The sequence below is a fragment of the Paraburkholderia sp. EG286B genome, assembly GCF_040965655.1.
GTDB lineage: Bacteria > Pseudomonadota > Gammaproteobacteria > Burkholderiales > Burkholderiaceae > Paraburkholderia.
The window spans coordinates 87,947-106,179 of record NZ_JBFRCF010000010.1 but is presented as its reverse complement, the minus strand read 5'-3'; the positions used below and the strand labels follow the sequence as shown (position 1 = coordinate 106,179).

15 protein-coding genes and 1 pseudogene are annotated in these 18,233 nt (G+C 64.9%); 7 read left to right on the top strand and 9 right to left on the bottom strand.

What is annotated here, in order from left to right; all coding sequences use genetic code 11:
• Positions 1-48: 48 nt before the first annotated feature.
• Positions 49-669 (top strand): LysE family translocator, encoded by a 621-nt coding sequence (locus tag AB4Y42_RS22395; RefSeq protein WP_368688617.1) that lies wholly within the window; start codon positions 49-51, stop codon positions 667-669.
• A 192-nt stretch (positions 670-861) separates the two neighbouring features.
• Positions 862-1,839 (top strand): 2-dehydropantoate 2-reductase, encoded by a 978-nt coding sequence (locus tag AB4Y42_RS22390; RefSeq protein WP_042268416.1) that lies wholly within the window; start codon positions 862-864, stop codon positions 1,837-1,839.
• 124 nt (positions 1,840-1,963) lie between these two features.
• Here the strand turns inward: AB4Y42_RS22390 and AB4Y42_RS22385 are convergent, their stop codons facing one another.
• A complete protein-coding gene (locus AB4Y42_RS22385) occupies positions 1,964-3,085 on the bottom strand; it encodes a LysR family transcriptional regulator (RefSeq protein ID WP_368695488.1) in 1,122 nt (373 codons plus the stop codon).
• 22 nt (positions 3,086-3,107) lie between these two features.
• Positions 3,108-4,460, bottom strand: coding sequence for an oxalate/formate MFS antiporter (gene oxlT / locus AB4Y42_RS22380; protein ID WP_368688619.1), 1,353 nt, complete (start codon positions 4,458-4,460; stop codon positions 3,108-3,110).
• 372 nt (positions 4,461-4,832) lie between these two features.
• On the opposite strand from oxlT, the gene AB4Y42_RS22375 reads away from it, so the two are divergent.
• Entirely contained in the window at positions 4,833-5,777 is a 945-nt protein-coding gene (locus AB4Y42_RS22375; protein ID WP_110383445.1) for a LysR family transcriptional regulator, read from the top strand.
• Positions 5,778-5,880: 103 nt separating this feature from the next.
• Here AB4Y42_RS22375 and AB4Y42_RS22370 read toward each other — a convergent pair whose 3' ends face one another.
• The 5 genes from AB4Y42_RS22370 to AB4Y42_RS22350 form a co-directional block, all read right to left on the bottom strand.
• Positions 5,881-6,855: a hypothetical protein gene (locus tag AB4Y42_RS22370; protein WP_368695377.1), complete on the bottom strand. Its 975-nt coding sequence runs from the start codon at positions 6,853-6,855 to the stop codon at positions 5,881-5,883.
• Between the two features lie 51 nt (positions 6,856-6,906).
• Positions 6,907-7,719 (bottom strand): fumarylacetoacetate hydrolase family protein, encoded by an 813-nt coding sequence (locus AB4Y42_RS22365; RefSeq protein ID WP_368688622.1) that lies wholly within the window; start codon positions 7,717-7,719, stop codon positions 6,907-6,909.
• 15 nt (positions 7,720-7,734) lie between these two features.
• Positions 7,735-8,982, bottom strand: a complete 1,248-nt coding sequence (gene frc / locus AB4Y42_RS22360) for a formyl-CoA transferase (RefSeq protein WP_324160147.1) — start codon at positions 8,980-8,982, stop codon at positions 7,735-7,737.
• 462 nt (positions 8,983-9,444) lie between these two features.
• Positions 9,445-10,173, bottom strand: a complete 729-nt coding sequence (locus tag AB4Y42_RS22355) for a GntR family transcriptional regulator (protein ID WP_133185668.1) — start codon at positions 10,171-10,173, stop codon at positions 9,445-9,447.
• A complete protein-coding gene (locus AB4Y42_RS22350; protein ID WP_368688624.1) occupies positions 10,154-10,390 on the bottom strand; it encodes a hypothetical protein in 237 nt (78 codons plus the stop codon). The genes AB4Y42_RS22355 and AB4Y42_RS22350 overlap by 20 nt, the downstream gene beginning before the upstream one ends.
• A 557-nt stretch (positions 10,391-10,947) precedes the next feature.
• Between AB4Y42_RS22350 and AB4Y42_RS22345 the strand changes: the two genes are divergently transcribed.
• A complete protein-coding gene (locus AB4Y42_RS22345; protein WP_368688625.1) occupies positions 10,948-11,361 on the top strand; it encodes a DUF2917 domain-containing protein in 414 nt (137 codons plus the stop codon).
• A 117-nt stretch (positions 11,362-11,478) separates the two neighbouring features.
• On the opposite strand, the gene AB4Y42_RS22340 is transcribed toward AB4Y42_RS22345, so the two are convergent.
• The gene (locus AB4Y42_RS22340; protein ID WP_368688626.1) at positions 11,479-12,642 is read right to left on the bottom strand and encodes a porin; all 1,164 of its coding nucleotides are present in this window, start codon (positions 12,640-12,642) and stop codon (positions 11,479-11,481) included.
• Between the two features lie 625 nt (positions 12,643-13,267).
• Here AB4Y42_RS22340 and mprF point away from each other — a divergent pair.
• The 3 genes and pseudogenes from mprF to AB4Y42_RS22325 all read left to right on the top strand — a co-directional run.
• On the top strand, positions 13,268-15,877 hold the full coding sequence (gene mprF / locus AB4Y42_RS22335) for a bifunctional lysylphosphatidylglycerol flippase/synthetase MprF (RefSeq protein WP_368688627.1): 2,610 nt from the start codon (positions 13,268-13,270) through the stop codon (positions 15,875-15,877).
• Positions 15,874-17,247: a virulence factor family protein gene (locus tag AB4Y42_RS22330; protein WP_368695376.1), complete on the top strand. Its 1,374-nt coding sequence runs from the start codon at positions 15,874-15,876 to the stop codon at positions 17,245-17,247. Before mprF ends, AB4Y42_RS22330 begins: the two co-directional genes overlap by 4 nt.
• A gap of 231 nt (positions 17,248-17,478) precedes the next feature.
• Positions 17,479-17,736 (top strand): annotated as a pseudogene (locus tag AB4Y42_RS22325) (HigA family addiction module antitoxin); the annotation flags it as partial.
• 11 nt (positions 17,737-17,747) lie between these two features.
• Here AB4Y42_RS22325 and AB4Y42_RS22320 read toward each other — a convergent pair.
• Positions 17,748-18,011: a cupin domain-containing protein gene (locus AB4Y42_RS22320; protein WP_368688629.1), complete on the bottom strand. Its 264-nt coding sequence runs from the start codon at positions 18,009-18,011 to the stop codon at positions 17,748-17,750.
• Positions 18,012-18,233 lie beyond the last annotated feature (222 nt).

Here is an 18,233-nt window from a genome sequence, read left to right as displayed (position 1 = left end):
CAATTCCCCGCGCGCCGCGCACGGCGCTAACGTTTTTCGAGCGTCATCATGTCCCTCACCGCCTGGCTGTTCTTTCTGCCCGCCTGCTTCGCACTGAACATGGCACCGGGGCCGAACAATCTCCTCTCGATCAACGTGGCCGCGCGGCACGGCTTCCTGCGCGCGTTCGTTGGCGGTACGGGCCGGCTCGTTTCGTTCGCCGCAATGATCGCGCTCGCGGCCGCGGGTCTGGCCGTGGTGCTGCGCGCTTCCGAGGCGGTCTTCTTCGTCATCAAGCTCGCGGGCGCCGCTTACCTCGTGTGGCTCGCCGTGCAGCTCTGGCGCAGCGACGCCAACCCCATCGGCGAGAGCATGGATAGCGACGCCTCGCTCGCGCGCCTCGCGTGGCGCGAGTGCCTCGTGGCGGCGGGCAACCCCAAGGCGATTCTGGTTTTCACGGCCTTCCTGCCGCAATTCGTCGATGTCGCGAGGCCCATCGCGCCGCAGTTCGGCGTGCTCGGCGCGAGCTTTCTCGTGCTCGAATGCGTGGCCATCGCGCTGTACTCGCTCGCCGGCATGTACCTCGGCCGCTGGCTCACCCGCACCACCGTGCGCCGCTGGTTCAATCGTACCTGCGGCGCATTTCTCGGCCTGATCGGCGTGAGTTTTCTGCTCGTGCGGCGCGCCTGAACAGCCTCGTCACACGTCCTTCATCCATAAGTTTCTCTTGATGATTTCCGCCAGAAACTTTAACTGTCGTTAATCGACAGCACCCCCTATGCTCAAACCATCGTCCGGGGTCGCGGCGAGCGGGCAGCTTTTCCCCAACGCTTGCGAAACGCCCTGCGGACAAGCGGTTTTCAACGTCATTGGGGTTTCAACATGAAGATCTGCATCTTTGGAGCGGGCGCCATTGGAGGCATGATGGGCGTGCAGCTCGCACGCGCCGGCGCCGACGTGAGCTTCGTTGCCCGCGGCCCGCATCTGGCCGCGATGCGCGAGAACGGCGCCCGCCTGCTGATGGACGGCGAGGAGTACGTGGCGAAGGTGCGCTGCACGTCCGATCCGCGCGAACTGGGCGTGCAGGACGTCGTCATCATTACGCTCAAGGCGCATTCGGTGGCGGGCGTGATCGACGCGATGCAGCCGCTCCTCGGCAAGCACACGGCCATCGTCACGGGCACCAACGGCATTCCCTACTGGTACTTCTACCAGCACGGCGGCAAGTTCGCGGGCACGCGGCTCGAAAGCATCGACCCGGACGGCGCGCAATGGAACCGTCTCACGCCCGAGCGCGCGATTGGCTGCGTGCTCTACCCGGCCGCCGAAATCGACGCGCCTGGCGTGATCCGCCACGTGTACGGCAAGAAGTTTCCGATCGGCGAGCCTTCGGGCGAGCGCACGCCGCGCATCGTCCAGCTTCATGAAGCCATGCAGGCCGCCGGGTTCGAGGCGCCGATCCGCGAGAACATCCGCGACGAAATCTGGCTCAAGCTGTGGGGCAATCTCTGCTTCAACCCGATCAGCGCTCTCACGCACGCCACGCTCGACGTGATCACCAGCGACCCGGCCACGCGCGCCGTGGCGCGCACAATGATGCTCGAGGGCAAGCGCATTGCCGAGCAGTTCGGCGTGAACTTCCGCGTGGACGTGGAGCGCCGCATCGACGGCGCGGGCGCGGTGGGCGCGCACAAGACCTCGATGCTCGTCGACCTCGAAACGGGCCGGCCGATGGAGATCGATCCGCTGATCACCGTCGTGCAGGAAATGGGCAGGCTGGTCGGCGAGCCGACGCCGGCGATCGACACCGTCCTTGCGCTGGTCAAGCAGCGTGAGCGGATGGCGATGCAGCCGGCGTAACGTCAGTCATCGCGAAGGGGCGGCGCGTGCGCCGCCTTTTTTCTGTGCCGGTTCCGGTGCCGGAAAAACAAAAACGGATCGCTTCGAGCGATCCGTTTTGCTTTGCAGAAGAAAGAAACGCGCGCTATTCGATGCGGGCGTGGGTGCGGGTCACCTGGAGCGGCGGCGGTGTATCGGCGCCGCGCAACGCGACGCGCATCGGCGTGCCGTTCGAGCCACGCATCGGCGAGCCGTCGATGGACGTTTGCGGCAGCGCCTCGCTATCCGGCGATGGGGCCTCCGGGTCCGAACCGTCCGCGACTGGCCCGTCCGGCATGAACTGCGACCACGCCGCCTGAGCACAAGGCCGTAGCGAACGATGGCGACGCCGCACGAGCATCGTCGTCACGTTGACGACCGGATGCAGCAAACGCGTGACGAGCGGCCCCGCGGGCACGGGCCAGTGACACGTTGCGTGCGCAACGTCGCCCGCACGCTGCGCGTGCCCCCCGCGCGCGCCATCCGTGCACACCGGCAACACCCCGATGCCCATGCCGAGCTGCGCCATGCGCGCGACGCCCGCCACGTGCGCGAACTCCTGCAGCGGCCTCCCCTCAGGCCGCAGACCGTCCAGCGCACGCATCACCGCGCCTCGGCAACCGGCGTCGCGATTGAGCGTGACGAGCGGTTCGCGCGCGAGATCGTCCCATCGCAGCGCCCCCTGTAGCGCAAGCGGATGGTGGGCGGGCAAGAGCGCGCAAAGCGGCGTGGCCGAAAGCGGCTGCACGTCGAGGTTGCCGCTCGCGAACGGCACGCTTTCCGCGATCACGCCGAAATCGGCCTCGCCCTGCTCGACCGCGTGCAGCACGGCCGCCTGCGGCAAGTCCTGCAGTTGCAGCGTGAGTGAAGGAAAAGCCGCTGCGCAGCGCGCGAGCGCGGCGGGCACCCAGGTCGACGAAAGCACCGGGTTGCTGGCCACGAGCACGACGCCGCTATGCGCCTGGTGCGCGTCGCGGCCTTCGTTGAGCGCCATCTCGATCTCGTCGAGCAAGCGGCCGATGCGCCGCTCGAAGCCGCTGCCCGCAAGCGTGAGCTCGACCTGGCGCGTGGTGCGGTCGAACAGCTTGAGCTCGACCGCTTCTTCCAGTTCGCGCACGCAGCGGCTCACCGCCGACTGCGTGAGCCCGAACTCGCGCGCGGCGCGCGTGAAGCTGCGCGCCCGCGCCACCGCGACGAACACCTTGAGCTGCTGGAGCGATACGTTCATCGACATGGCCGGCCCGCGCGCCTCATTCGCCGCTTTGGTTGGACCAGTGCGGCAATCCCGCGCCCGTATTCGTGGCCAGCGTGACGTTGGACTCGTTGCTCGCGTCACTGCCTTCGCTGCTCTGCTCGATCAGCCGCTTGCGCATCGGTGCGAGGAAGAACTTGGCGCTCACGCCCGCCGCGATCGTGATGACCGCGGCCGCGATGAACACCGCGCTCCAGCCGCCCGTGGCAGACAGCACCGAGGCCACCGGCACGAGCAGCGCTGCCGTGCCCTTGGCGGTGTACAGCGTGCCGGCGTTCGATGCGGCGTACTTGCTGCCGAAGGTGTCCGCGCAGATGGCCGGGAAGATCGAGAAGATCTCGCCCCAGAACAGGAAGATGAGCGCGGCGAAGGTCATGAACGCATACGGGTTCGTGCCGAACTGCATCATGCCGAGCAGCGCGAGCCCTTCGCCCACGAAGATCAGGAACATCGCGTTCTCACGGCCGATCTTGTCGGAGATGAAGCCGCACAGCGGACGCGTAAAGCCGTTGCAGATGTTGTCGATCGACAGCGTGAGCGTGAGGAGCGGCAGCGTCATGCCGAACACCGTCATCGGAATGCGGGCGAGGCCCCAGTCCTTGGCGATCGGGCCGATCTGCGCCGTTGCCATCAGGCCGCCGGCGGCCACCGCGACGAAACAGACATAGATCACCCAGAATACCGGCTGCTTGACCATCTGGCCAGGCGTGTAGTCGACGCGCGAGACGAGACGGCGGCCTGCCACGGCGACGGGGCGCGTCACGGGCTTCACGAGCAGGAACGAGAGCACGAGAATCGACACGCCCTGGAGCACGCCGAAGAAGAAGAACGTGTGCTCGTAGCCGGAGCGCGTGATCATGTTCGCAATCGGAATCACCGTCACGGCGGCGCCGGCGCCGAAGCCCGCGGCCGTGAGGCCCGCGGCGAGGCCGCGGCGGTCCGGGAACCACTTGAGCGCGTTACCCACGCAGGTGCCGTACACGCCGCCCGCGCCGATGCCCGCGATCACGGCCGACACGTAGAGCATCGGCAGCGTCGTGACGTAGGAGTTGATCACCCAGGCGAGGCCTGCGCAAACCGCGCCGCCCGCCACGACTGGACGCGGCCCGAACTTGTCGACGAGCCAGCCTTCCACCGGCACGAGCCAGGTCTCGGTCAGAATGAAAATCGAGAACGCCAGTTGAATCTCCGCCTGGCCCCAGTGGTGGCGCGAGTTCATCGGTGCGACGAACAGCGTCCATGCGTACTGCAGATTGGCAACGAGCGCCATGCATAGCATGCCCACCACCAGTTGAAACCAGCGGTTCGTCCAGAACGGACCGCTCTCGCTCCTCTGACCGATTGCATTCATATCGCTTGTCTCCGCTATCTATTCATTGCAGCCTGCATGATTACGGGTCTGCATAAATTGAGGCTTATGGTTTTAACTTTTCACTTCGCTACGCTGTGTTTTTTATTCGCAGGGTGAATCAAAAATCGGAATGAAAATCCGTCAATCCTCATTCACCCTGGCATTACGTCAGACCCCTGAAAACATCGTTAAACAAGGGCTTTTCTACGTGTTGTCCCTTATGAAATCGTAGTTCCGAGCGTTAACCCGAACGTAGCTTCGAGCGCTTTGCGCGGCATTCGGACTCCTTTCAACTTATGCTAGGGTGATTGCTGAATTACTCACAATTAAAGTTTGTTATTATGTGGATTCAGTATCCTTTATGGTTCGGCCATGACGATGCGAAACGCCACGCTGCGCCAGCTCAAGGTCTTCGAGACCGTGGCGCGCCACCTCAGTTTTTCGCGTGCTGCGGAAGAGCTGCATCTCACCCAGCCGGCCGTTTCCACGCAGGTTCGGCAGCTCGAAGATCACGCAGGCCTGCCGCTCTTCGAGCAGCTCGGCAAGAAGATCTATCTCACGCCCGCGGGCACGGAGATGCTGCATTACAGCCGCGCGATCATGCAGCAGTTCCACGAAGTGGACGAGGCAATGAGCCAGCTGAAGGGCGTCTCGGGCGGCAAGCTCAACGTCGCCGTCATTAGCGCCGGCGATTACTTCTTTCCGCGCCTGCTGGCCGAGTTCACGCGCCGCTACAAGGGCGTCGCGCTCAACCTCTCCGTGCACAACCGCGAGCAGCTGCTCCAGCAGCTCGCCACCAACCAGACCGATCTCGCCGTGATGGTGCGTCCGCCCCACGCGACCGACGCCATCAACGAGCCGTTTGCGCCCCACCCGTACGTCATCGTTGCGGCGCCCACGCATCCGCTCGCCAACAAGCGCGCCATCAAGCTCAGCACCCTCGCCAACGAGGCGTTCATCGTGCGCGAGCGCGGCTCAGACACATGGAACTCGATGGAAGAAGGCTTCGCCGGGAAGATCACGAACCTCAAGATCGCCATGGAGATCCAGAGCACCGAGACGATCAAGCAGGCCGTGATCGCGGGCATGGGCATCGCGTTTCTTTCGGCGCATACCATCAGCCTCGAATTGCAGGTCGGTCACCTCACCGTGCTCGACGTCGAAGGCTTCCCGGTCATGCTCAACTGGTACGTCGTGCACCGGAAAAACAAGCGCCTGCCGCCCGTCGCGCTCGCGTTCAAGCGCTTCCTCATGGAGGAAGGCGCGGCGCTCATCGAGAACATTACAAAAGTGTCAGAAGCGAGTTTGCATAAGTAAGGTTTGATGGTTTTTACACGAACCATCATGCATGACTAATCGTTCGCGTCGCAGTGCGCGTTCTGTTGTTTTCCCCTGGTCCCGCAGGATGGTCGTTGCGACGTCAGTGCGGCCCTTGCCGCTGACGCAGTGGGCCGCCCCGGCTGCGCCGCCGCCGTGGCAAGTCCTGCGACGCGTGATGACCGGCGCGCCCCGCGCCGCCCTGTGGCGGGTCGCTCGCGGCCAGCCAGGCGGGTTCGAACGCGCCGCCGCCGCAGGCCGCGACCAGCAGTTCGTCCGGCACACCCGCAAAACTTGCGTTGAATGTCGCGCTGAAGGGCTCGCGCGGCGGTGACGCCTCGACGGCGCCCGTGCGTGCGAGCCGCGCCCGCCGGCCGCCGTTCATGAACCGCGCGCCCAGCGCCGCGCACAGCACGCTCGCCGCGACCAGCACGGAGATTTCGAAATCGGGCGATTCACGCGCGCTCAGGAATCCATAGCCGAGCGCCGCGCCTAGCAGCAGCGCGATGACATGCATGACGCGGTCGCCGCGGCCGAACGGCACGCGCCTGCGCGCCGCGCCGCTCGCTTGCGCGCCACGGCTGAAGAGACTCAGCGCGCCGCCGGTCAGCAGCGCGCCGGTTGCCGCCGCAACGAACAGTGCCACACGTTCGCCAGCACTACGCTCGGGCTGCAGCACGTAGCCAGCGAACGCGCCGATCAAGACACTCGCGCCCGCTACCCCGCCCAGCAGCGCCGCCGTCCGCGCGCGCCGCGTGAGGTCGCGCCGGCCAGCCAGGCACAAACCGCCCAGCACGCCGGCTTCGACTGCAACCGTCGCGTCGGGCGCATGCATCCAGCCCGCGGCGATCACGCCAGGGGGCACGGTCAGCAGCAATGCGAACGAAATGGCGAAGGCGAGCCGATGCGTGTGCGGCGCACCAGCGCGCCTGGCGCAGCGCAGCGCGGCGCGAGAACGCGACAAAGGCCACGCACGCACCGGCGCGAGCGCCGCCAGTTGTGCAAATGCACAGCCGAGCCATGCGAACAGCGCGCCGGCGCCCAGCCACGCCAGGTCGCCAGCCAGTTGCTCCGGCATCTCTCCTCCTCGCGCGTCATCGCTGCTGCGCGCGTCTTTGGTTTTAGAGCGTCAAGCCGCGCCCTCGACGGCAGCGAGCGACTCGATTGGCGCCGGCGCGGCGCCCAGCGCATTGCTCAACGTACCGATCCCTTCGATGATGACTTCGACCGTTGCGCCATCAACGATCGAGCCTACGCCGAGTGAGGTGCCGCACGCAATCACGTCGCCGGGTTCGAGCGTCAGGTCCTGTGAAATGAGGCTCACCTGCTGCGCCGGCGAAAACACCATGTCGTCGAGCGGATAATTCTGCCGCTCCACGCCATCGAGTTTCGTGACGACGCGCGCACGTTGCCAGTCGAACCCGGAAACGATCGCCGGGCCCAGACAACAGAACGTATCGAAACCTTTGGCGCGGCACCATTGCGGGAAGTGCGGATTCTCGGTGATGAGGCCCGCGGCCGTGACGTCGTTGACGATCGTATAGCCGAAGATCGCCGACTCGGCCTCTTCGACGCTCGCGTCGCGGCAGCGCTTGCCGATCACGATGCCGAGTTCGCCTTCGAAGACGATTTTTCCCGCATAGTGAGCAGGACGCCGAATCAATTCCGAAGAGCCGATCACCGAAGCCGCCGGCTTGATGAGAAAAAGCGGGTGCGAGGGCACCGGTTTTTCGAGTTTCGCGGCGAGTGCGTGAAAATTGTTCCAGAGCGCGACGACCTTGCCGGGCGCACAGGGCGCGAGCGGTGTGAGCGCGCGCAGCGACAGCACCGCCCCAGTGGGCACCGGCTGATCGAGTCCTTCGTATTCGTGCAAGTAACCGTTCTCGACGCGGCCGAACACGATGCTGCCGTCGCTCGCCATCAAACGCATCCACGTTTCCATGTTTCCTCCTGGGTTTCAAACGGCGCCAGAAGCGCGCAGCGAGTGGATCTCGTCCTTCGTGTAGCCGAATTCGGCGAGCACTTCGTCGGTGTGTTCGCCCAGCATCGGCGAGCGCGTGACTTCGGTCGGGCTGTCCGAGAGCTTGATCGGGTTGCCCACCGTGAGGTACTTGCCGCGCACCGGGTGATCCACCTCGACGATCGTGCCGCTCGCGCGCAGCGATTCGTCGCTGGCGATCTCCTTCATCGAGAGAATCGGACCGCACGGAATGTCGTAGCGGTTGAGCACGGCCATCGCGTCGAACTTCGTGCGATGCATGGTCCAGTGCTCGATCTCGTCGAAGATCGCCTTCAGGCGCGGCAGGCGCGCATTCGGCGTGGCGTAGTCGGGATCGTCGATCCACTCCTCGCGCCCGATCAGCTTGCAGATGCGGTCCCACACGGGCGCCTGCGCGATGAAATAGATATAGGCGTTCGGATCGGTCTCCCAACCCTTGCACTTGAGAATCCAGCCCGGCTGGCCGCCGCCCGACGCATTGCCGGCGCGCGGCACGGCCTCGCCGAAGCCGTCGTTGGGATACTGCGGGTACTCCTTCATGACGCCGGTGCGCTCGAGCCGCTGCTGGTCGCGCAGCTTCACGCGGCACAGGTTGAGCACGCCGTCCTGCATGGCCGCGAGCACCTTCTGGCCGCGCCCCGTGTGCGTGCGCTGATAGAGCGCCGTGACGATGCCGAGCGCGAGATGCAGGCCCGTGCCGCTGTCACCGATCTGCGCGCCCGAGACGACCGGCGGGCCATCGTCGAAACCCGTCGTCGATGCGGCGCCGCCCACGCACTGCGCGACGTTCTCGTAGACCTTGCAGTCCTCGTAGGGGCCGGGGCCGAAGCCCTTCACCGAGGCGACGATCATGCGCGGGTTCAGCGTCTGTATATGCTCCCAGCTGAAGCCCATGCGCTCGAGCGCGCCCGGCGCGAAGTTTTCGACCAGCACGTCGCAGTCGCGTATGAGCCGCTCCAGCACACGCTTGCCTTGCGGGTTCTTCGTGTCGAGCGTGAGCGAACGCTTGTTGCCGTTGAGCATCGTGAAGTAGAGGCTGTCCGCGTCCGGCAGGTCGCGCAGCTGCTCCCGCGTGATGTCGCCGGCGCCTGCGCGCTCTACCTTGATCACGTCCGCGCCGAACCAGGCGAGCAGTTGCGTGCAGGTGGGTCCCGACTGCACGTGCGTGAAATCGAGGATGCGCACGCCGTTCAATGCCTTGCCCATGTCATGTCTCCTTATCTAATCGTGGCCGGGCGAGTTTTCGAAAATCGGTGGGGTTGCGTGGGCAGAGGCATTTCGCGCGATGGCGAGTCATCTGCGTCCCTGAACAATACGATATGTGATATATCAGAACGAAGCAAGAGGGGAATTGCCCATCGGGAATGCCATTAGAATCGCGTCGAAGCCTTATCCAGCATGGTTTTGGCGCACTTCGACGGTGTTGATGCGCCGCACAAGAGGGAAAACCCCGAGCATTTGCTGCATCTGATATGCCAGATTCCGTGTGAAGGATGCTGTCTGGCAACAGGAGTTGGTCAGGGATGCCAAGGGTTGATGCGCATAAAGTCGGCTGTCGGAGGTCGTTCAGCCGACGCGTGCTGAATGGGCGTGAAGGGACGTAAACGCAAAACGGGAGACCCGAAGGTCTCCCGTTTTGCCCTGAATTCGCGGCGCTAGGTGTCCGTCTCAGTCAAGGAAATCGCAGTTCTTCTCGACATAGACCGCGAGATCGAGCGAATGCTGGCGCACGAGCTTTTCCGCCAGTTCGGTGTCGCGCTTCTCCAGCGCCTCGATAATGCGCAGATGATCGACGATCGAGCGCGAAGCCCGGTCGCTCTGCGAAATCGTCATGCGGCGAATGGCGCGCACGTGCACGAAGATGTTCTTGATGGTGTCGAGGATGATCTGCGAGCGGGAAAGCTCGACGATTGCCTGGTGGAACGCGATATTGGCGTCCGAGTACTCGGCGATGTGTTCGGCAGGCGTGCTGTCGCGGAAGTCGTCGAACATGTGGCGCAGCCGCGCGATTTCCTCGTCGGTGGCGTGGATCGTGGCGAGGCGCGCGGCCATGCTTTCGAGCGCGGCCCACATCTGGATCATCTCGACGATCTCGCGCTTGCTCTTGCGCACGATATAGATGCCGCGGCGCGGCACCATGCGCAGGAAGCCTTCCTGCTCGAGCAGCGTCATGGCCTCGCGCACCGGCGTGCGGCTCACGCCGAGCGATTCGCTCAGCACGCGCTCGTCGAGCCGGATTTCCTCGCGCGACTGGTAGATGTCGGCGTCGGCAATGGCCTGGCGCAGCATGGCGTAAGCCTGATCGCGCAGGCTCAGTGTGGCGTTGATGGGCTGCAGCGCCAGCTTGAGCGGCGCCGCTTCCCGGCTTGCTACAACTTCAGTTTGTTCTGACGACATTGATTACCTCTTTTCCGACCTGCGGACGGATTCGCGGACCGAATTGTGCACGACGAACGGCCCTGGCGCGCGGCGCTTCGCCCAAACCAGCGTACCGGCCATGCTGCGCGGCCTGCTCAATGGCAGACTGCGGCAGCCACCTGGCGATCATGACTGTAGCAGCTGCACCCAGACCCACAACCGCTGCACTGAACAGTGCGAGAGAAACGAAATCCATTTGAAGCTCCGCATGATTGAGTAATCGAATAACTCAATCATATGCTGCGTCGCGACAAAAATCAATATTCTGTATGTGATATATCAGATGCAGTCGTTTCCACACGACACTTCGATGCGGCGGGGGCTTATCAGGGTGCGCTCCCACATTGTGGGCGCGGTCGACCGGATCTCCATGAAAAACAACCAATCCTAGTGAGAAACCGGTGTTGCCCGCAAGGGGGTATGCCATCGAAGGGCACGATCGCGTCGTGCAAAGGCGCGCACGAGACTCGCACGCAACACAAACTACGGCCGCCAATGCCATTTAAGCATTTCAGGTTGACAGCGCTGCGAGGCACCCCGCACACTCGACCCATGCACACTTCCTTCACCCACCTCGTCATCGCAAACACGATGAATCATCCGTGGAAAACCCATACGGGTATTCCACGGGGATGGTGTGCGTACTAGCAGTCTGTCGTCACGCAAATCACAAGCCCCGCCGGCATCGACGGGGCTTTTTGTTTTTCTGGGTGACAGCGCTCCGTTCGTCGGCTCCAAAAACTGGAGAAAACGATGGATGACGCTTTTCAGGCAGCCTCACTGACCGCTTCACAACCCGCTCTGCATGCCGTTGCGGACGCAACCGACCGTTTCGACGATCCGTTGCCCGTCCAGTCTGTCCACTTTGCCGTGCCGCCCATGCGCACGATCACCTGGCGCGTGAATGCGTCGGCCACACTGCGGGTTCAGGTGGCCCAGGTGTGGGTCACGCGCGCCCGCTCGCCCTACGACCACTGGCTGCAACCGGGCGAGACGCTTCGGCTCGAGCGTGGCGAGCGCATCTGGCTCAGCACCGAGGCCGCCTTGCCGGCGCGCGTGAGCATCACGAGCGCCTGGCAGCCGCCGTTTGCGGGCGTGCGGCGCGGTATGGAGCGCCTCGCCGCCTGGCTTGCGCTGCTCACGCTCCGGCGCTCGCGCGAGGCGTGATGTGCGAAGCCCTGGCGCTTGATGCGCTTTGAGGCTAAGCCAGAGCCGCAAACGCCAAAACGCCGGATGCGCCGCCCAACTGGCGCATCCGGCGTCGTCATAAGTCGAAGCACGCGATCAGAACTTGTGCCGCAGCCCGAGGTTCACGATGGTCTGGTTCGACGTGCCCGAGTAACCATACGAGCCGACCGAAGCCTCGGCCGGCATTGAGCCGCCCGTGCCGTTGCCGGTATCGCCGCTCGCATGCTGCCAGGCCGCCGTCATATAGAGGTCGGTGCGCTTCGAGAGGCTGTAATCGGCGCCGAGCGACACCTGGTTGTAATTCGCCGACGTATCGCCATTGGCGTGCGTGTAGCTGTAGCCAATGCCGAGCAGCAGCGCGGGGTTCAGCTGATAGTTCACGAAGCCCTGGCCGGTGTTGTACTTTTGCGTCTCGCGGAACACCGAGCTGCCGTCCGGCGAGTAGCGCGCGTTGCTGTAGCCGAGGCCGAGCGTGAACTGGCCGAGCTGATACTGCGCCGCCGCACGCGCGATGGTGAGCGAGTGTGCCGTAGCGTAGCCGGAGTTGATCGGGCCGTCGAAGGTGCCGTCCGAAGTGCTCGTCCAGCCGCCGGTGCGAATGCCGTTCACGGCCTGGCTGTTGGTCGCGTAGAAGTAGCCGCCCGCCAGTGCGAGCGGACCGTTGGTGTAGTTGACCGCCGCCGAGTACGACTGTTCGGCGCCTGTCGAGCCCGCAATGCCGCCAAACGAGTACATCGCCGCAGCCTGGAGGCCGCTCCAAACGGGCGTGGTGTACTTGACGGCGTTGTTCACGCGGAAGCTGTTGTCGTAGTTGTCGACGTCGCCGGGCGTGGCGAACACGGAGCCGAAATAGTTGTCCGCCGTGATGCCCTGCACGAGGTCGATGAGCGGGTCATACTGCCGCCCGAGCGTGAGCGACCCGTACTGCTCGGCTGTCAAGCCCACGTATGCCTGTCGGCCGAACAGCCTGCCACCCTGCGCGAGCGCGCCGGTGGACGGGTTGAAGCCGCTTTCCAGCTGGAAGATCGCCTTGAGGCCGCCGCCGAGATCTTCGGCGCCCTTCAAACCCCATCGCGAGCCGGAGAGATTGCCGAAGCTGCTGTTGCCGAGCGTCCAGAGGTTTTTGCTGCCGTCGGCGTGATTGACGTAGGTGATCGACGTGTCGATCGTGCCGTACAGCGTCACACTGGTCTGTGCCTGAGCCGTGCCGGCAACCCCGAGCGCGGCCAGCGAAAGGGAAGTCAAGGCTAGTCTTTTCACGTCATTCTCCCGGCGCAGTAAAACAACTCTTGACCAAAGCAGACTAACTCGCCCGTCGCGCATTGTAAAAGGAATAAACAAGCTGTCTCGAATTAGTGACAGCGATTTCAGGAAGCGCCTGACTCACAGCCCAAACATTATCTCCGGCTGCGAAACAATCACGAAGCGCCCGCCTGCAACGCCCGCCACGCAAGGCTTGCGGCGAACCGGCCTGATCGGCGCGTGTTTCAGTATGCGATAAACGCCCGCCCATTACTCACAACTTAACGATTACCTTGCCGTTCAATCCCTCTGTTAATTAGGCTCTGCAAACATCAATCACGAAAAGATTATTCCCTAATTAAATCCACTAGTTACGGCGCGCCATCGCGCCGAATTGATCCGCACCCAATAGCGGTTTCTTGCACCGGGGCGTCAACCGGCGGGTAGTCCTATGCGTTTGCTGAGCTTAACTAGTCCTTTCCGAACGATTACGATTCGGCTCGAATTTCCGGTTCGCGCGCGAGGTGCGCGAGAACCGGCCTCGAAAGAACGTAAGCGCAAAACGCGAATAAACACGATGTCACCGCCGGGGAAGCTGTAACAGTCGATACGGCGACATCGCAGAGAGCCACCAGACCGATCCATGTCTCAATCGCATTCTTCGCGCGCGGCGCGCGCCCTCGGGGCGCTGCGCCGCCGTGCCGGTGCCCTGCACCTGCAGCGCTTCGTCGCGCCGGTGTTCGCGCTCGGCATCTGCGCGTTGCTGCTGGTCGTGTTCCAGCACCTCTCGCGCACGGTCGACTACCACTCGGTGATCCGCCAGCTCTGGACGCTCACGCCGGCACAATGGGTCGGCGCGCTCGCCGCCACGGCCGTGAGCTTCGTCGCACTGGTCGGCCGCGACGCCGTGGGCCTGCGGTACCTCGGCGCGCGCGTCTCGCGCGGCGCGCTGTGGGCCGGCGCGATCGCCGGCTCGGCGCTCGGCAACGTCACCGGCTTCGGCGCGCTCACGGGCGGCGCCGTGCGCTGCCGCGTGTATGGCGGCGCGGGCGTCACCGCCGCGCAGATCGGCCGCATGACGGTGTTCACGAGCGTCACGCTCGCCCTCGCCCTCGTGCTCATGACCGCGCTCGGCATGGTGGGCGCCGCCGGCACGCTCTCCGGTCTGCTGCACCTCTCGCCCGACGAGCTGCGCCTGATTGGCGGCGTGGTGCTCGGCTGCGGCGCGGTGATGGTCATCCTTTGCCCCGCAAGCGCGCGCGAGATCGAGCCGTTCGGCCGCGCCTGGCTGCGCTTTGCGGTGCCGGCGCGGCGCGACCTCGTCGCGCAACTGCTGCTGGCCGCGCTCGACGTGGTTGGCGCCGGGCTCGCGCTCTGGTCGGTCATGCCGCATGCGCTCCTCGGCTTCACTGACTTCCTCACTGTGTATTGCGCCGCCATGCTGCTCGGCCTGATCGGCCACACGCCCGGCGGCATCGGCGTGTTCGAAGCCGCAATGGTCTACGCGCTCGGGCCGAGCGTCCCCACGTCGAAGGTGCTTGCCGCATTGCTCGCCTATCGCGCGATCTACTTCGGCGCGCCGCTCGCGCTCGCCGCCGCGGTGCTCGCCGTATTCGAGGGGCGCGCGCTCAAGACCCCGCTCAGCGCCCGCTTTGCGAAGCGCGGCGCCGACGGCGTCTCGCAACTCGCGCCGCTCTTCCTCGCCATCGTGACGTTCGTGACCGGCAGCATGCTCGTGATCTCGGGCGCCACGCCCGCGTTCTCCAAGCGCATCGCGTTGCTGCAAACCATCGTGCCGCTCTGGGTGCTCGAAAGCTCGCAACTGATGGGCAGCCTCTTCGGCGTGTTGCTCCTGTTCGTCGCGCGCGGTCTGCTGCGGCGTCTGGACGCCGCCTGGTGGCTCGCGCTCGTGATCGCCGTGGCCAACCTCGCGCTCTCGCTCGCCAAGGGCCTTGCCTTCGTCGAAGCGGGCGTGCTGGGCGTGCTGATCGTGCTGCTCCTCGGCACGCGCAAGCGCTTCAATCGCCACTCGTCGATGTTCTCCGAACGCTTCACGCCGGCCTGGCTCGCCTCGGTCGGCTGCGTGATCGCGCTCGCCGTGTGGGTGCTGCTGTTCGCGTTCCGCGACGTACAGTACTCGCAAAGCCTCTGGTGGCAATTCGCCTTCCACAGCCGCGCCCCGCGCGCGCTGCGCGCCACGCTCGGCGCCGGCGTGTTCGCCGCCGCGCTCGCGCTGTGGCAACTGCTGCGCCCCGCCGCCGGCCGCTTCGTGATGCCCCCGAGCGAAGACCTCGAAGAGGCCGCGCGTATCGTGCGCGCGCAGGAGCGCAGCGACGCGGGACTCGCGCTGATGGGCGACAAGAGCTTCCTCTTCTCCGCCTCGCGCAAGGCATTCCTCATGTACGCGAAGCGCGGCCGCACATGGGCGGCGCTGCACGATCCGGTCGGCCCACGCGAAGAGTGGCCCGCGCTGATCCGCGAATTCGTCACGCTCGCCCATGCTCACAACGGCCGCGCGGCGTTCTATCAGGTACGCGCCGACGCGCTGCCGCTCTATCTCGACGCCGGCCTCACGCTGATGAAGCTCGGCGAGGAAGCGCGCGTGATGCTGCAGGAATTCGATCTCAGGGGTCCGCAGCGCGCGCATCTGCGCTACGCGCTCAAGCGCGGCGAACGCGACGGTTTTTCGATCGAGCATATCGAGCCCACGCAGATGGGCGCGAGCCTGCCGGTGCTGCGCGCGATCTCCGACGCCTGGCTGCAGGACCGCGAAGCGCGCGAGAAGAGCTTCTCGGTGGCCGCGTTCGACGACGACTATCTCGCCGCGCAGTCCGTGCTGCTCATTCGCCAGAACGGCGAGCCGCTCGCCTTCGTCACCTTCATGACGACCGATCTGAACACCGACGCGACGGTGGGCGTCATGCGCCATCTGCCGGGTGCCTCGCCCTATGCGATGGAGTATCTGTTCACGCAGCTCGCGCTGCATCTGAAGGCCGCCGGCTACCAGTCGCTCTCGCTCGGCATGGCGCCGCTCTCGGGCATGGGCCCCTCACCGCTCGCGTCGTCGTGGCACCGGCTCGCGGGCTTCATCTGGCGCTTCGGCGGCCGTTTCTATAACTTCCGGGGGCTGCGCGGCTTCAAGAACAAGTTCGCGCCGCGCTGGGAACCACGCTATCTGGCCGCCTCGGGCTCGATCAGCGTGTTCATCACCCTCGCCGATCTATCGCTGCTGGCAGGAGGCTGGCGCTCATGACATTCCGTATTCCCAGGCTGCCGCGCATCGCAGGCACGGCAGCGGGCGCCGCTGCGCTCGCGTTTTGCGCGGTTCACGCCAACGCGGCTTCGACGCCCGCCTCGACGCCCGCCTCCGCCGCGACGATGCACGTTTCCGGCGGCCGTTACGGCGAAGTCGCGGTGACGAAACAGGCTGGCGCGATGCGCGGCTTCACCGTGCTGTTCTCGGCGGACAAGCACTGGAGCGCCGCCGACCAGACGCGCGCCGACGCGCTCGCGCAGCATGGCGCGCTCGTCGTGGGCGTGGATACGGAGCGCTATGCGCAGAACCTCGCCGCCGTGAAGAACGAGACCTGCCACAAGCTCTACAGTGACGCCGAAGCGCTGAGCCACCAGCTCGAACGCCAGCTGGGCTCCAGCGAGTACTACGCGCCGATCGCCATCGGCAGCGGCGAAGGTGCGCTCATCGCACAGCACATGCTCTCGCAGGCGCCCGCGAACACGATGGCGGGCGCCGTGTCGCTCGATCCGGCCGCGAAGCTCGACGCGCGCTTCGCGCCCTGCCCGGCCGATCCAACGCTCTCGCGCGGCAATGGCCTGCCCGGTTTCTTCGAGCAGGGCGTGACGACGAAAGATGCGCGCGCAACGGGTCCTGGTGCATCGCGCACCTTCGCCCCCGGCGTTGCCGACGCCGACAAGATAGTTGCGCTCACATCGAATCACCTGCGCGTCGTGACGGAAAGCGAAGAGGACGTGTCGGACCTGCCGCTCGTCGAACTGCCCGCGGCGCACCCCACCGACATGCTCGCGGTGGTGATCTCGGGCGACGGCGGCTGGCGCGATCTCGACAAGACGATTGCAGAAGCGCTGCAAAAGCAGGGGATTTCGGTCATCGGCTGGGACGCGCTGCGATACTTCTGGAGCGAAAGGACGCCCGAGCAAACGAGTCACGATCTCGCCCGCGTGCTGAAGACTTACGGCTCGCGCTGGCATGCGCAGCACATCGCGCTGGTGGGCTACTCGTTCGGCGCGGACGTGATGCCGTTCGCCTACAACCGTCTGCCCGACGCGTTGCGCGCGAAGGTGTCGTACATGTCGCTGCTCGGCTTCGCGCCGGACGCCGACTTCCAGATCCGCGTGACGGGCTGGCTCGGCATGCCCGCCAGCGACAAGGCACTGCAGGTGCGCCCGGAACTCGCGAAGGTGCCGCCTTCGATCGTGCAATGCGTGTATGGTGCGGGCGAGAAAGACACGCTGTGTCCGGCGCTCGTGAATACCGGCATCGACGTCGTCAAAACGAACGGCGATCACCACTTCGACGGCGACTACAACGCGCTCGCCGGGAAGATCATTGCGGGGTGGAAGAGGGAGATCGCGGTGCGGGGGTAAGGGAGCGCGTCGCATTTCCAGGTTCGCTTGACGCGAACGGACTTTGGTCGACTATAACGCCGTGCGTCATATGACGCACGGCGTTATGTTTTGGCATGGCGATCCAAAACTTCCATGACAAGGAAACGGCACTCATCTGGTCCGGTGCGCAGTCGCCGCCACGCCCATGACGTCGAAATCGTCGACTACCACTGAGGTGCGGACTATGAAAAAACTCCGAAACGCCATCCCGGCGAAGTGCTGCAGGAGGAATTCCTCACGCCGATGGAGATGAGCCAGAACGCGCTGGCGCGAGCCATGAAAGTACCGCCGCGGCGCATCAACGAAATCGTGCATGGCGCGCGCAGCGTGACCGCTGACACCGCGCTGCGTCTGTCGATCGTATTCGGCACCGCACCGCGGTTCTGGATGAACCTCCAGAGCGACTACGATCTGGAGGAAGCCGCAGCAAACACCGACCTCTCGGAGCGTCGGCCCCTCGCGGCATAGGCGCCCCGCCCTCACTTCCTCCCCACCAGATACTGCACGCCCTGCGGCCCGTAGCGCTCGGCGTGCGGCAGGTTGGCGGCGAGATGAAACACGTCGCCGGCCTTGTAGAGCCGCTCCTCGTCGCCCACGCGGATGTGCAGTGCGCCCTCGATGACCAGCGCCTTCGCTTCGAACGGATGCGAATGAACCTCCGTGACGCCGGCTTCGCGCGTCACGACGACGGGCTCGGGAAAGCCTTCCTCAGCCAGGCTGCGGATGAATGTTTCGCGCTGCATGATTCGTCTCCTCGATCGGCGGTGTCGACCCGCCGGCAGCCAGTTTGGCACGCTGCACGACCTCGCGTCCTGCCGGGCCGCCAACTTGCGCGCCAAACCGGCGGCCAACCTTTCACTCAAATCAATCTGAAAGGCTTTAGAAAAATTTCCCCTTACATTACCAAAAGCTTTCACCTATAACGACATCACATGTCGCGATTTCCGCTATCTCGCGCATGCCTC

Coding starts and splice junctions, on each gene's coding strand:
- AB4Y42_RS22395 (WP_368688617.1), top strand. CDS start 49: ATGTCCCTCACCGCCTGGCTGTTCTTTCTGCCCGCCTGCTTCGCACTG.
- AB4Y42_RS22390 (WP_042268416.1), top strand. CDS start 862: ATGAAGATCTGCATCTTTGGAGCGGGCGCCATTGGAGGCATGATGGGC.
- AB4Y42_RS22385 (WP_368695488.1), bottom strand. CDS start 3,085: ATGAACGTATCGCTCCAGCAGCTCAAGGTGTTCGTCGCGGTGGCGCGG.
- oxlT (WP_368688619.1), bottom strand. CDS start 4,460: ATGAATGCAATCGGTCAGAGGAGCGAGAGCGGTCCGTTCTGGACGAAC.
- AB4Y42_RS22375 (WP_110383445.1), top strand. CDS start 4,833: ATGACGATGCGAAACGCCACGCTGCGCCAGCTCAAGGTCTTCGAGACC.
- AB4Y42_RS22370 (WP_368695377.1), bottom strand. CDS start 6,855: ATGCCGGAGCAACTGGCTGGCGACCTGGCGTGGCTGGGCGCCGGCGCG.
- AB4Y42_RS22365 (WP_368688622.1), bottom strand. CDS start 7,719: ATGGAAACGTGGATGCGTTTGATGGCGAGCGACGGCAGCATCGTGTTC.
- frc (WP_324160147.1), bottom strand. CDS start 8,982: ATGGGCAAGGCATTGAACGGCGTGCGCATCCTCGATTTCACGCACGTG.
- AB4Y42_RS22355 (WP_133185668.1), bottom strand. CDS start 10,173: ATGTCGTCAGAACAAACTGAAGTTGTAGCAAGCCGGGAAGCGGCGCCG.
- AB4Y42_RS22350 (WP_368688624.1), bottom strand. CDS start 10,390: ATGGATTTCGTTTCTCTCGCACTGTTCAGTGCAGCGGTTGTGGGTCTG.
- AB4Y42_RS22345 (WP_368688625.1), top strand. CDS start 10,948: ATGGATGACGCTTTTCAGGCAGCCTCACTGACCGCTTCACAACCCGCT.
- mprF (WP_368688627.1), top strand. CDS start 13,268: ATGTCTCAATCGCATTCTTCGCGCGCGGCGCGCGCCCTCGGGGCGCTG.
- AB4Y42_RS22330 (WP_368695376.1), top strand. CDS start 15,874: ATGACATTCCGTATTCCCAGGCTGCCGCGCATCGCAGGCACGGCAGCG.
- AB4Y42_RS22320 (WP_368688629.1), bottom strand. CDS start 18,011: ATGCAGCGCGAAACATTCATCCGCAGCCTGGCTGAGGAAGGCTTTCCC.